Below are 12,733 nucleotides of genomic sequence, written 5' to 3' on the forward strand. Positions count from 1 at the left end.
CCAGGGCTCAAACGGTCCCCCTGGCTCAGGCGGTGGCCGGATCCTCGATCGGGGTGTCCTCGTCTTCGCCGAGGTGCATGGTTTTGGCCCACACCAGGGTCTTGGGCAACAGCGCCATGCGCAGGCTGGTCCAGGGAATCACCACAAACCAGTGGGCCAGGTAGGCGATGCCCAGGGCCAGGTTCCAGGGATTCATCGCCGGCAGCGCCGGGCCTTCGCTGGGACGGCGGCAGCCCGCCAGGATCGCGCCGCCCGAGAGACCAAAGGCCACAAATGAGAGGGGCCAGATCGTCGGCGGGGTGCGGGTGAGCACGGCGCCGAGCAGATCGGCGATCGCCACCACGGGCAACACGTACTGAAGCAGGAAAAAGCAGGCCAGATCGAGTTTCTGGGTGCCATTGAGCCGATCCGAGAGCAGGCCCGGCCCGTAGTCGAAGAAGCGCTGCAGGCCCCCTTCAGCCCAGCGCTGACGCTGGCGCCACAGGGCCGCCAGGCTGAGCACGGCCTCCTCCTGCACCGGCGGGTCCCACAGGATCCCGATCGGCTGACCATCAAGCAGCAACCGGAAACTGAGGTCGAGGTCGTCGGTGACCGTGGCCTCGTTGAAGCCACCGCTGCTGAGCAGGGCATCGCGGCGCAGCAACTGGCCGTTGCCCCGCAGCTCCGCCACACCGCCTACCGCCAGTCGGCCCTGCTGGATCACCGCATCCAGGGCCATCTCCATGGCCTGGGCCCGGGTGAGCCAGTTGGCGTTGGCATTCACCTCCGCCTTGCGCAGCTGCACCGCCGACCAGCCACCCGCCTCGGCGTAGGGGATGAGCCGCTCCAGGGTGTCGCTCTGGAGATCGGCGTCGGCATCGAGCACAAACATCCAGCGCCCCTGCAGCTGCTGAAGCACGAGGTTGAGGGCGCCGGATTTGCCACCGCCGGCATCGGGCTCCCGGCGCAGCACCCGCAGAAAAGGATGGCGCTCCTGCAGCTCCGCCAACACCTGAGGGGTGCGGTCGCGGCTGGCGTCATCGATCACCCAGAGCCGCAGTTGGCCCTCCGGGTAGCGCAGCTGGGCGATGCGCTCCACCAGCCGGCCGATCACGGCCTGCTCGTCGCGGGCGGCCACCACCACATCCACCGCCGGCAGCGACTCAGGCGGATGGGAGGGGTCTATGAAAGGGGGAGACGCGGGTCTGAAAGCCTGCAGCAACACGGTGCGCAAGCTGTAGCTGCCCAGCAGCAGCGCCAGGCTGAGGGCGGGAATCAGGCGCAGCGATTCGGCCAGCCAGTGGGGGGACAGGCCCGCCCAGCTACAACCGATCAGGAAGAGGGCGGACTTGCCACGACGGTGATCGGTGGAACGGTCACCCGCAGCCATGGCGATCCCGGAAGTGGCCAAACTCTAAGGGGAGCTTGCGGCAGGGCTGTTGGGCCCCGTGGGGTTCGCACCTGGCAAGGCGCCCAAGGGCTGCAGACTGGTGCCCGGGTAGTAGTGCTCGAGAATCCGCGCCAGGCTCCAGCCACGCCGGGCCAGATCGATGGCACCGGCCTGCGACAAACCGGCGCCATGGCCAAAACCACCGCCCTCAAAGCGCCAGCGCCCCAAACCATCAGGCCGCACCACAAACAACGTGCTGGGCAACTGCCGCAGGGTGCGGCGGATGGCATCGCGGCGCAGCACCTGGCGCTGCGGCGCACCTGCCGAGCCCTTCGCCTCGATCTCCAAGGCCAGCACCCGGCCACTGGGCCCCCGCTGCAGCACCGCCACACGGGTGGGGGCAGCCAGTGGCAGGGCGGCACGGCTGAGGGCCTGCTGGATCTGGACCGCATCGAGGCTGCGGCTCCAGCGGAAGCGGGGATGGTCGAAGCCGTAGGCCCGGGCGGTGGCAGCTAGGGCCGCCGGCACGCCGGCCGGATCTAGGGGTAGGGCGACGCGAGCCTGCACAGCAGGCGAAGCATCCACCCGCGGCCGCAGGTAGGGCAGCGCGTCGCCGCTCCACACCTCCTCAAACCCAGCCGCAATGCCGCCGTTGGTGGCGTGATACACCGCATGAATCGGGGCGCCTTGCCAAGCCAACACCTGGTGGCGGGTGGCGCCGATCGCCTGGCGCACCGCCGCACCGGCCTGGCGCGGATCGCCATACACCTGGCATTGAGTGTCGGCGCAGAGGTGGTAGCCATCCACCGCAAACCGCTCCTGGTTGCGCACGGCCCAGGTGCGGGCGAGCACCGCCTGGGCTGCCAAGGCGGCCGGGGGAGCACCGGCCCCGATCTCGTGGGGCACCACGCCGAGCAGATAGCGCTCCAGGGGCACCTCCTCCACCAGCGTCCAGCTGCCGTAGGCATCGCTCTGCAGCCGGAACGGGCCGGCAAACACTCCCCCCTGCCAGCGCAGGCCCCCCGGCGCCTCGAGTCGCAGCGGACCCTCCAGCAGCAGCGGGCCAGCGGGGCGCCGCAGCTCCAACACCAGGCGCTGGCGCTGCAGCTGCTCCAGCCGGCGAACGGTCACCCCCGCAGGCACCGGCGCATCGGCGGCGGCCCACACCTCCCACTCCCCCGGATGGGCGATCACCGGGCTGGCCCCGGCCTGGCGCCAGCGGGCTGCGGCCTCCTGGGCACTTTCATGACTGGCGAAGGGGCCCCACACCTGGCGCCGCAAGGTGAGGGGATCGGCCAGGGGCTCGCTGCGCCAGTGCAACTGCAGCTGGGGCGCCTGAAACCGCTGGCCGCTGGCGGTTTGCAGGGTGAGGTTGCCGGCGGCACTGCGCAGCTCCAGGGGAGCCGGCGGGCGCAGATGGGCCGCCAGGGCCACCCAGAGCACGGGTGAGGCAGCGGCCACCGCCGGCGGCGGCGGTACGGGCCAATGCAGAGCAGAGGGGGGCACCACCGCCGAAGGGACCGGAGGCACCGCCGCCCGACAGCCCCCGGCCAGCAGCAGCGAACCCATCCAGACCGCCGCCGGCATCAGCAATTGGGGCGGGGAGATCCGGGAGGAGGGCATCGCGGTGGGTCGGGGGTCTTGGTGGAAGGCACTGCCACGTCGTACTCTGCTTGTCTGTGCCCGCCGCGACGCGAGACATGCCGAAGCTCAAGACCCGCAAAGCAGCCGCCAAGCGGTTCAAGGCCACCGGCAGCGGCAAGTTCCTGCGTCGTCGGGCTTTCCGCAGCCACCTGCTCGACCACAAGAGCCCCAAGCGCAAGCGCTACCTGGGCACCATGGCAGTGGTTGACGAGCGCGATGCGGACAACGTGAGCGCCATGCTCCCCTACGCCTGACCTGCAGGCCTGCCGCCGCATCTTCAAGTTTTTATTTTTTCTGATTCCCTGCCATGGCTCGCGTCAAGAGGGGCAACGTTGCCCGCAAACGCCGTAACAAGATCCTTCGCCTCGCCCGCGGCTTCCGCGGCGGCAACGGCTCCCTCTTCCGCACCGCCAACCAGCGGGTGATGAAGGCGCTGTGCAACGCCTACCGCGACCGTCGCCGCCGCAAGCGCGACTTCCGCCGTCTGTGGATTGCCCGCATCAACGCCGCCGCCCGCCTCAACGGCCTCAGCTACAGCCGCCTGATGGGGGGTCTGAAAAAGGCTGACGTGCGCATCAACCGCAAGATGCTGGCCCAGCTCGCCGTGGTCGATCCGGCCAGCTTCACCAGCGTGGTGGGTGCCGCCAACAACTGAGTTTCACCCGTAGGTCTCCTTGGACGCCCTCCTGCCGCAGGCCTACCTGATTGGGCTGATTGTTCTCCTCGGGGTCGCCGCTGTGGTGGTGGCCCGTCAGATCTGGCGGGTGCGGGCCGATGAGGTCACCCTCGCCAAGCTGGAACAGAAGGATGCAGCCAAGCCCTCCGATGCAGCAACGCTCTACGAACTCGGCTCCGTCCAACTGCGCAAGCGGCTCTACGGTCAGGCGGCCGAGTCTCTGAAACAGGCCTTGAAAAAGGCTGAAGCCTCCAAGGAACCTCCCGAAGCCCAGGCCGTGATCCAAAACGCCCTGGGTTTTGCGTTAGCTGCCCAAAACAACTACAAGGGCGCCCTTCGCCACTACCGCCTGGCCCTGGAGGCCAAGCCGGCCTATCCCGTGGCGCTCAACAATTTGGCTTACGCCCTCGAAAAGCAGCTCAAGCTTGAAGAAGCCCGGGCCACCTACGAGCAGGTGATCGCCCTGGATGCCAGCAACAAAACAGCGCGCAAACGCTTGAAGCTGCTCGAGCGCAAGGCTGGCCTCAACCAAGCCGCCTGAACCGGCCAATCCCCTGCGCTCACCAGAGTCCGCGCACCGCTGCACCAGAAGCACTGCCCATCCCGCCAGGGCTGCCTGCGCTGCTGGCGCTCACCGGGCTCAGATCCAGACGCCCGCCTGGGTTGGTGAGCCGAGGCGCCTGCCAACCGGACAGCTGCAGCCCCTGCAAGCCCGTGAACACCCCGCCGGGCTCGAGACCTGCCACCTCGCACTGGCAGAGCATCAATAAATCGAGCTGGTCCGACTCCGCATTGAGATTGCCCTGCACCGGCGTGGTGACACCGCCCAGCGTGAGCTCACCGCGTAGGTCAATCATCTGGCCCATCGGCACAACACTGGCCAACCGCAGCTCGGCGTTGACGGCCTGGGACTGGCCAAACGACTGATAGCGCCCGCTCCAGTTGAGCGGCATCTCCCGCGCCAACAGCTGAGCTCTGGCCACAGGATCAAAGGTTTCGGCGCCACCGAGGCCGCTGAGCGACTCACCGCCCAGAATTGACGCAACAGGGGGCGTGAACGGCACAAATGCGTCGCTGGCCAGGGGGGTGGCGGCCATCGCGGCAGACGCCGCCAGGGGCAGAACAGCCAGGGGCAGAGCAGCCAACGGCCAGGCGGCCCGAAGCACGGCGATGGACACGACAAGGGTTAACAACTGATGGGAGGCTAGGACCGTTGCCGAGATCTGGGCCTGCTCCGTGGTCACCCCCGTCCGTCCAAGCGATCCGCACACCGACCGGGATCCGCTCGTGATCGGCGGTCGCCGCTTCCGCAGCCGCCTGATGACCGGCACCGGCAAGTACCCAAGCCTGCAGGCCATGCAAGCCAGCCTTGCCGCCAGCGCCTGCGAGATCGTCACCGTGGCGGTGCGGCGTGTGCAAAGCCAGGCCGCCGGCCATGAAGGCCTGATGGACGCCATCGACTGGACGCGGATCTGGATGCTGCCCAACACCGCCGGCTGTGCCACTGCCGAGGAAGCGATCCGCGTAGCCCGCCTGGGGCGGGAACTGGCCAAGTTGGCCGGCCAGGAAGACAACACGTTTGTGAAGCTGGAAGTAATCCCCGACACGAAGCATCTGCTGCCCGACCCCTTCGGCACCCTTGAGGCGGCCGAGCAACTGGTGAAGGAAGGCTTCACCGTGCTGCCCTACATCAATGCCGATCCGCTGTTGGCCAAGCGGCTGGAGGAGGCGGGCTGCGCCACGGTGATGCCGCTGGGCTCACCGATCGGCTCGGGCCAGGGGATCCGCAACGCCGCCAACATCGCCCTGATCATCGAAAACGCCACGGTGCCGGTGGTGGTGGACGCGGGCATCGGTGTGCCCAGTGAGGCCGCCCAAGCCATGGAAATGGGGGCCGACGCCCTGCTGATCAACAGCGCCATCGCCCTGGCGGGCGATCCCCCTGGCATGGCCCGCGCCATGGCCCTGGCGACGGAAGCTGGTCGCACGGCCTTCCACGCCGGCCGGCTGCCGGTCCGGGGCCAGGCCAGCTCCAGTTCCCCCAGCGCCGGTCGGGTGGGCAGCTGAGCTCCCTGCCGAACGCCTGTAGTAGCTTGCGAGGCAGAGCATCCGCTCGTCCTGCAGGGGTCTGGGGTTTTTCGGAATGAGGTCGGAATGGGGGTTGGGATGAAGGTCTTCGTTCTCGGTGGCGACGGCTTCTGTGGTTGGCCCTGCGCGGTGAACCTCGCCGACGCGGGCCACGAGGTGGTGATCATCGACAACCTCAGCCGCCGCAAGATCGACGTCGACCTGGAGGTCGACTCGCTCACCCCAATCGCCACCATGGGCGACCGCCTCAGGGCCTGGGAGCAGGTGGGCGGCAAGTCGATGCGCTTCGTGCACCTCGACCTGGCCCATGAGTACCAGCGGCTGGTGGATCTGCTGGTGGCCGAGCGCCCCGACTCAGTGGTGCACTTCGCCGAACAGCGGGCCGCGCCCTACTCGATGAAGAGCAGCGCCACCAAGCGCTATACCGTCGACAACAACGTCAACGGCACCCACAACCTGCTGGCCGCCATTGTGGAGAGCGGCCTCGACATCCACATCGTGCACCTGGGCACGATGGGCGTGTACGGCTACGGCTCCCACCGCGGCGCCACCATCCCCGAGGGCTATCTCAAGGTGGAGGTGCCCCAGCCCGACGGCAGCCGCTTCGAGGAGGAGATCCTGCACCCGGCCAGCCCGGGCAGCGTCTATCACATGACCAAGACGCTGGATCAGCTGCTCTTCCTCTACTACAACAAAAACGACCAGATCCGCATCACCGACCTGCACCAGGGGATCGTCTGGGGCACCAACACCGAAGCCACCGAGCGGGATCCGCGCCTCACCAACCGCTTCGACTACGACGGTGACTACGGCACCGTGCTCAACCGCTTCCTGATGCAGGCAGCCATCGGCTACCCGCTCACGGTGCATGGCACCGGCGGCCAGACCCGCGCCTTCATCCACATCCGCGACTCGGTGAAGTGCGTGCAGCTGGCGCTGGAGAACCCGCCAGCCCGGGGCGAACGGGTCAAGATCTTCAACCAGATGACCGAGAGCCACCAGGTGGGTGAACTGGCCCGCAAGGTGGCCGCCCTGACGGGTGCCGAGCTCAACTACCTGCCCAACCCCCGCAATGAGGCCGTCGAAAACGACCTGATCGTCGACAACCGCTGCTTCATCGAGCTGGGCCTCAACCCCACCACCCTCGACGACGGCCTGCTGGCGGAGGTGGTGGATGTGGCCCGCCGCTGGGCCGACCGCTGCGACCGCAGCCGCATCCCCTGCCAGTCCGCCTGGACCCGCACCCAGGCCCAGGCCATCCAAACGGTCTGACGCCGGCCCCCCACCCTTGAAGATCGCCTTTTTCACCGAGACCTTCCTGCCCAAGGTGGACGGCATCGTCACGCGCCTCACCAAGACGGTGCAGCACCTCGTGGCCGCCGGCGATGAAGTGTTGATCTTCTGTCCCGAAGGCGCGCCGGACACCTACATGGGAGCCCGGGTGGTGGGGGTGCCGGCCATGCCGCTGCCCCTCTACCCCGAGCTGAAACTGGCCCTGCCGCGGCCAGCGGTGGCCGAAGCCCTCGATCGCTTCCAGCCCGACCTGGTGCACGTGGTGAACCCGGCGGTGCTGGGCCTGGGCGGCATCTGGCTGGCGAAAACCAAGGCCTACCCCCTGGTGGCCAGCTATCACACCCACCTGCCCAAGTACCTCGAGCACTACGGCATGGGCATGCTGGAGCCCCTGCTGTGGGAGCTGCTCAAGGCCGCCCACAACCAGGCCCGCCTCAACCTCTGCACCTCCACAGCGATGGTGCAGGAACTAAGCGAGAAGGGCATCCAGCACACCGACCTGTGGCAACGCGGTGTCGACACCGAGCTGTTCCAGCCCTCGCTGCGCTCCGACGCCATGCGGGCACGGCTGCTCAACGGCCAGCGCGACACGGGCAAGCTGCTGCTCTACATCGGCCGCCTCTCGGCCGAGAAGCAGATCGAGCGGATCCGGCCGGTGCTCGACGCCATGCCCGATGCGCGCCTGGCCCTGGTGGGCGACGGCCCCTACCGCCAGCAACTGGAAAAGATCTTTGCCGGCACCCCCACCCATTTCGTCGGCTACCTGGCCGGCCAAGATCTGGCGGCCGCCTACGCCAGCGGTGATGCCTTCCTGTTCCCGTCGAGCACCGAAACCCTGGGGCTGGTGCTGCTCGAAGCCATGGCTGCAGGCTGCCCGGTGGTGGGCGCCAACCGGGGCGGCATTCCCGACATCGTTAGCGACGGGGTGAACGGCTGTCTGTACGAGCCCAACCAGGAGGGCAGCCTGGCCGCCGCCGTGGAACGCCTGCTCGGGGATGCGAGCCAACGGGCCCAATTGCGCCAGAACGCCCGCGAGGAAGCCGAACGCTGGGGTTGGGCCGGGGCCACCGAGCAGCTGCGCGGCTACTACCGCACGCTGCTGGAGCAACCGAAACTGCAGCTGGTGGCCTGAATCAGGTTCGGGCGGCCGCGCTGGGCAGGCTGCCTCGGAACCAGGTCATCATCAGGGCCTTCACCATCGGCACCGCCACGGTGCCGCCATAGCCGCCGGAATTTTCTCCAAAGGCAATGATCACCAAGGTGGGTTTGTCGGCCGGCGCATAGCCGCCGAACCAGGCATGGTCGGGCCGGGGTGGATCCTCGCCGGTGCCGGTCTTGCCCGCCACCGGCGGCAGGCTGGGATCGTTGAGCATGGTGGCGGTGCCGTTGGTCACCACCTGGCGCAACCCATCCCGCAGCACCTGAAGGGTGGCTGGCTTGAGGCCGATCCAGGTGCGTTCGGCGGGGCGCTCCACCAAGTGGGGCGTCACCAGCCAGCCGCCATTGGCCACCGCGGCGTAGAGCCGGGCCATCTGGATCGGGGTCACCTGCAGGGCCCCCTGGCCAATCGCCGAGGTGATGGTGTCGACCGGCGTCCAGCCCTCACCCAGCACCTCCCGTTTCCAGGCCTGATCACCCAGCAACCCTGGGGTCTCCTCCTCCACCAGCTCCACGCCGGTGACCCGGCCGTAGCCCATGCGACGCGCCGCCTTGAACAGCTCATCGGGGCCGACTTTCAGCCCCACTTGGTAATAGAAGGTGTTGCTGCTCACCGCCAGGGCGAAGGGAAAGCCGATGGCCCCATGGGCGCCATGGTCGCCGTAACAAAGGCCGGCGTAGCAGAACGAATTCATCGTCATCACCTTGGAATCGGCCGCATAGCGGCCCGATTCCAGCCCCGCCACGGAGGTGACGATCTTGAAGGTGCTGGCGGGGGGGAAGCCCTGGAAGGCGCGGTTGAGCAAGGGCGCGTCCGGGGCGTTGAGATTGGCCCACTCGCGGCTGCTGGGACCAGGTGAAAAGACGTTGGGATCAAAGCTGGGGCGGCTGGCCAGGGCCCGGATCGCCCCGGTCTGGGGGTCGAGCGCCACGATCGCCCCCTTGCGCACCCCATCGAGGGCCCGCTCCGCCGCTTGCTGCAAGGCCAGATCGAGGGTGAGGCGCAGGTCCTGGCCGGCCCGGGCGGGCTTCTCCCCCAGGATCCGCTGCACCTGACCCGCCGCATTCACCTCCACCTGCTGGCCACCCCACTCGCCGCGCAGGTGGCGTTCAAACTGCTTCTCCAGCCCACTGCGGCCGACCCGATCGCGGATCCGGTAGCCCTTGGCCTGCAGCTGGTCGTATTCCTCCTCGGTGATGCCGCTGGTGTAACCCAGCACGTGGGCCGCCAGCCGACCATGGGGATAGCTGCGCAGGATGTCCACATCCACCTCGGCGCCCGTCAGTCCGGCGGACTGCTCGCGGAAGCGCAGCACCTGCTCGGGCTTGAGGCCACTGGCTAGGGCGATGCGAAATCCTTCCGCATTGGCGCCGCTGCGGCGCCGCTCCTCCAGCTGGGACGGCGCAACGCCGATCACCGCCGCCAGCCGCTCCCGCAGGGCCGGCCACTGGGCATCGCCCACCTCCCGGGGCTGGATGTAGAGGTTGTAGGTGAGGCGACTGGTGGCCAGCACCTGGCCATGGCGATCCAACAGCCGGCCCCTGATTGGATTGCGGGGCATCAACCGAATCCGGTTTTCATCGGCCCGGGCGCGGTTCTCAGCGCCGTGGGCCAGCTGCAGCCAGGCCAGGCGCGCCACCATGGCGCTGCTGAACAGCACCACCACCACCAGCAACACAGCCGGTTGACGGCCCATGCCGGTGTGGCGCGACGCTGCCGGACCAAACGCCATGCTCAGTTGCTGCCGGCGGCCAAACGCTCTGGGCTGCCGAGCCGCTGCTCCAGCTGCTCCAACCGCTCGGCAATGCGGGCCAACCCGTGCTGCAGCTCCAGGGCGTCCTGGGGATCAGCCGTTTCGGCAGCGACATCGTGCACCTCCACCTTCATCACGGGATTGCCCAGGCCGGGCCGCACACGATCCAGCCCCTGGCGCAGCTCGCTGGCGGCGGGCTCCCCTTCCTGGCGCAACGTGCCGAGGGGATCGGCGGAGCGGCCATCGAAGGCCGCCATCACCTCCTGGGCACCGCCTTTGCGGGCCCGCTCCACCACGGCCAGCCCCACGGGCAGCACGTCCTGCATGAGGGTGAGCCGGAGGGCATCGAGGGGGTCGGTGGCCATGGCGGCGATCCAGGCACAGGACCTCCAGTCTGACGCGCGCCGGGTCGGCGTTAGGGAGCCGGGCGCTGGATGCCCGGATCGACGATCACCTGGCGGCAATTCTGCTGGCTGCCCCACCACCAGCCTGCCCCCACGGCGATCACCAGCAGCGAGGCCAGCGGCACCAGGGCCTGGCGGGTCACATCCAAGGCCAGCCACTCGCCCCAGGCCCGCAGGGTGCGCTCCCGATCGAAGCGGCGCCGGGCCTTGTCCTCCTCCTGCTGGCGCCGGCGCAGGGAGCGGGCCACCCAGCGCTCAAACGACTTCTTCTTGGTGACCGCCATCTTGCGCTCCACCTCAAGCAGGTGGCCGGCCGTGAGCTCGGGGTTGAAGGTGCTGATCAGCTCCAGGCTCTTGAGAAACATCTCCACGGCGCCATCCTTGGCAGCCCGTTCGGCGTCATCAAGCAACTCCCAGTCGATCTCGGGGTAGAAGCGCGCCCGATTGCTGGCGATCTGATCCTCCATCAACTGACCAGGCTCCCGCAGCCATCGGTCGGTGTTGGCGTCGAAGCGGCGCCAGTAGAGAAAGGGGTTGAGGTAAACCGTTTTCCCGCCCAGCACGATGCTGTCCTGCTGCAACCGGCGCTGCATGTCGGGATCCGGGGGTGTCGAGCTGGGGGGCGCGGAGGCGGCAGTCACGACGGCTGGGCTGGGAGCCGATGGTATCGAACGTCGACCGCCGGGGCTACTCCCACTTCCTACTCCCACTCGATTGTGCCGGGGGGCTTGCTGGTGATGTCGAGCACCACCCGGTTGACGCCCTTCACCTCATTGACGATGCGGTTGGAGATGGTCTCCAGCAGGTCGTAGGGCAGGCGTGACCAATCCGCCGTCATGCCGTCTTCCGACGACACGCAGCGCAGCACGATCGGGAAGGCATAGGTGCGCTTGTCGCCCATCACGCCCACGCTGCGCACCGGCAGCAGCACGGCGAAGGCCTGCCAGATCTCGTTGTAGAGCCCAGCTTCCTTCACCTCCTCACGCACGATCAGGTCGGCATCGCGCAGGATGTTGAGCTTCTCGCTGTTGACCTCGCCCAGGATGCGGATCGCCAGACCCGGCCCCGGGAAGGGGTGGCGGCCGACGATCTCCTCAGGCAGGCCCAGGCTGCGGCCCACCTTGCGCACCTCGTCTTTGAACAGTTTGCGCAGGGGCTCCACCAACTTGAACTGCAGATCCTTGGGCAGGCCGCCCACGTTGTGGTGGCTCTTGATCTTCACCGCCACCCGCTCACCGGTTTTCGGGTCGATGCCCGTGCCCGCGCTCTCGATCACATCGGGATAGAGGGTGCCCTGGGCCAGGTAGTCGAAGGGACCGAGGCGCTTGCTCTCCTCCTCAAAGACGCGAATGAACTCGGTGCCGATCAGCTTGCGCTTCTCCTCCGGATCGGTCACGCCATCGAGCTTGCTGATGAAGCGCTCACGGGCGTTGATGTATTCGACGTTGATGTGGAAACGCTTGTCGAAGAACTCCACCAAAAACTCGGGCTCGCCTTTGCGCATGAAACCCTGGTCGATGAACATGCAGGTGAGCTGATCACCGATCGCCTTGTGCAGCAAAAAGGCGAGGGTGGAGGAGTCAACGCCGCCCGAAAGAGCCAACAGCACCCGCTTGTCGCCCACCTGGGCGCGCACATCGGCGACCGCTTCGTCGATGAAGGCGGCAGTGGTCCAGTCGGCTTCGCATCCACAGATGTGGTACACGAAATTGCGCAACATCGCCATGCCGCAGATGGAGTGCACCACCTCGGGGTGAAACTGCACGCCATACAGCCGGCGCTGGTGATCGGCCACCGCCGCTTCGGGCGTGTTGTCGGTGTGGGCCAGGCGCGCAAACCCCTCCGGCAGGCGCTCCACCGAGTCGCCATGGCTCATCCACATCGTCGAGCCGTCGTCGACGTTGGTGAGCAGATCCACCGGATCATCCACGTGCAGCGGCGCTTTGCCGTATTCGGCGCGACCCGCGGCCACCACCGAGCCGCCCAGCTGCTGCACCATCAGCTGCATGCCGTAACAAACCCCCAGCACCGGAATGCCCAACTCCCAGATGCCGGGGTCGCACACCGGCGCACCCGCCTCGTAAACCGAACTGGGGCCGCCGCTGAGGATGATCCCCTTCGGCGCAATCGCCCGCAGCTCCTCGGCGGTGATGGTGTAAGCCATCACCAGGGAAAACACTTCCGTTTCCCGCACCCGCCGGGCGATCAGCTCCGAATACTGGGAGCCGAAATCCAGGATCACAATCGCCGGATGGCGCGTCGACTGGGAGGCGGCGTCGAGCCGGGGAGACGCGGTTTGAGACATCGACAACGCTGGGCCCAGGGGCATTCGGACCACACTAGGCGG

General features: G+C 67.8%; 13 protein-coding genes. 6 read left to right on the top strand and 7 right to left on the bottom strand.

Annotated features, from left to right (window positions below):
- Positions 1 to 25 precede the first annotated feature (25 nt).
- Complete coding sequence (locus KBY65_RS03505; protein WP_255000544.1) at positions 26 to 1,369, bottom strand: glycosyltransferase; 1,344 nt, start codon at positions 1,367 to 1,369, stop codon at positions 26 to 28.
- Positions 1,370 to 1,393: 24 nt separating this feature from the next.
- Entirely contained in the window at positions 1,394 to 2,992 is a 1,599-nt protein-coding gene (locus KBY65_RS03510; protein ID WP_255000545.1) for a SpoIID/LytB domain-containing protein, read from the bottom strand.
- 77 nt (positions 2,993 to 3,069) lie between these two features.
- On the opposite strand from KBY65_RS03510, the gene rpmI reads away from it, so the two are divergent.
- Genes rpmI through KBY65_RS03525 form a run of 3 tightly spaced genes read left to right on the top strand, consistent with a single transcriptional unit; the run spans position 3,070 to position 4,230 of the window.
- Positions 3,070 to 3,267 carry a 50S ribosomal protein L35 gene (gene rpmI / locus KBY65_RS03515; protein WP_094558996.1) on the top strand — a complete coding sequence of 66 codons (198 nt, stop codon included), beginning with the start codon at positions 3,070 to 3,072 and terminating at the stop codon, positions 3,265 to 3,267.
- Between the two features lie 53 nt (positions 3,268 to 3,320).
- Positions 3,321 to 3,668, top strand: coding sequence for a 50S ribosomal protein L20 (gene rplT / locus KBY65_RS03520; RefSeq protein ID WP_094558995.1), 348 nt, complete (start codon positions 3,321 to 3,323; stop codon positions 3,666 to 3,668).
- A 19-nt stretch (positions 3,669 to 3,687) separates the two neighbouring features.
- On the top strand, positions 3,688 to 4,230 hold the full coding sequence (locus KBY65_RS03525; protein WP_094558994.1) for a tetratricopeptide repeat protein: 543 nt from the start codon (positions 3,688 to 3,690) through the stop codon (positions 4,228 to 4,230).
- Between the two features lie 19 nt (positions 4,231 to 4,249).
- On the opposite strand, the gene KBY65_RS03530 is transcribed toward KBY65_RS03525, so the two are convergent.
- On the bottom strand, positions 4,250 to 4,867 hold the full coding sequence (locus tag KBY65_RS03530) for a hypothetical protein (protein WP_233128385.1): 618 nt from the start codon (positions 4,865 to 4,867) through the stop codon (positions 4,250 to 4,252).
- Between the two features lie 58 nt (positions 4,868 to 4,925).
- Between KBY65_RS03530 and KBY65_RS03535 the strand changes: the two genes are divergently transcribed.
- From KBY65_RS03535 to KBY65_RS03545, 3 genes are all read left to right on the top strand, one after another.
- Positions 4,926 to 5,756 (top strand): thiazole synthase, encoded by an 831-nt coding sequence (locus KBY65_RS03535; protein ID WP_315859730.1) that lies wholly within the window; start codon positions 4,926 to 4,928, stop codon positions 5,754 to 5,756.
- 99 nt (positions 5,757 to 5,855) lie between these two features.
- On the top strand, positions 5,856 to 7,049 hold the full coding sequence (locus KBY65_RS03540; RefSeq protein ID WP_254988398.1) for an NAD-dependent epimerase/dehydratase family protein: 1,194 nt from the start codon (positions 5,856 to 5,858) through the stop codon (positions 7,047 to 7,049).
- A 16-nt stretch (positions 7,050 to 7,065) separates the two neighbouring features.
- Entirely contained in the window at positions 7,066 to 8,202 is a 1,137-nt protein-coding gene (locus KBY65_RS03545) for a glycosyltransferase family 4 protein (protein ID WP_094558991.1), read from the top strand.
- Position 8,203: 1 nt separating this feature from the next.
- On the opposite strand, the gene mrdA is transcribed toward KBY65_RS03545, so the two are convergent.
- From mrdA to guaA, 4 genes are all read right to left on the bottom strand, one after another.
- Complete coding sequence (gene mrdA / locus KBY65_RS03550) at positions 8,204 to 9,961, bottom strand: penicillin-binding protein 2 (protein WP_255000547.1); 1,758 nt, start codon at positions 9,959 to 9,961, stop codon at positions 8,204 to 8,206.
- Between the two features lie 2 nt (positions 9,962 to 9,963).
- Complete coding sequence (locus KBY65_RS03555; RefSeq protein ID WP_094558989.1) at positions 9,964 to 10,347, bottom strand: hypothetical protein; 384 nt, start codon at positions 10,345 to 10,347, stop codon at positions 9,964 to 9,966.
- Between the two features lie 50 nt (positions 10,348 to 10,397).
- The gene (locus KBY65_RS03560) at positions 10,398 to 10,979 is read right to left on the bottom strand and encodes a hypothetical protein (RefSeq protein ID WP_094558988.1); all 582 of its coding nucleotides are present in this window, start codon (positions 10,977 to 10,979) and stop codon (positions 10,398 to 10,400) included.
- A gap of 107 nt (positions 10,980 to 11,086) precedes the next feature.
- On the bottom strand, positions 11,087 to 12,691 hold the full coding sequence (guaA, locus tag KBY65_RS03565) for a glutamine-hydrolyzing GMP synthase (RefSeq protein ID WP_255000548.1): 1,605 nt from the start codon (positions 12,689 to 12,691) through the stop codon (positions 11,087 to 11,089).
- Between the last annotated feature and the right edge of the window lie 42 nt (positions 12,692 to 12,733).

This window comes from Cyanobium sp. Alchichica 3B3-8F6, from assembly GCF_024346435.1.
Lineage (GTDB): Bacteria > Cyanobacteriota > Cyanobacteriia > PCC-6307 > Cyanobiaceae > Cyanobium_A.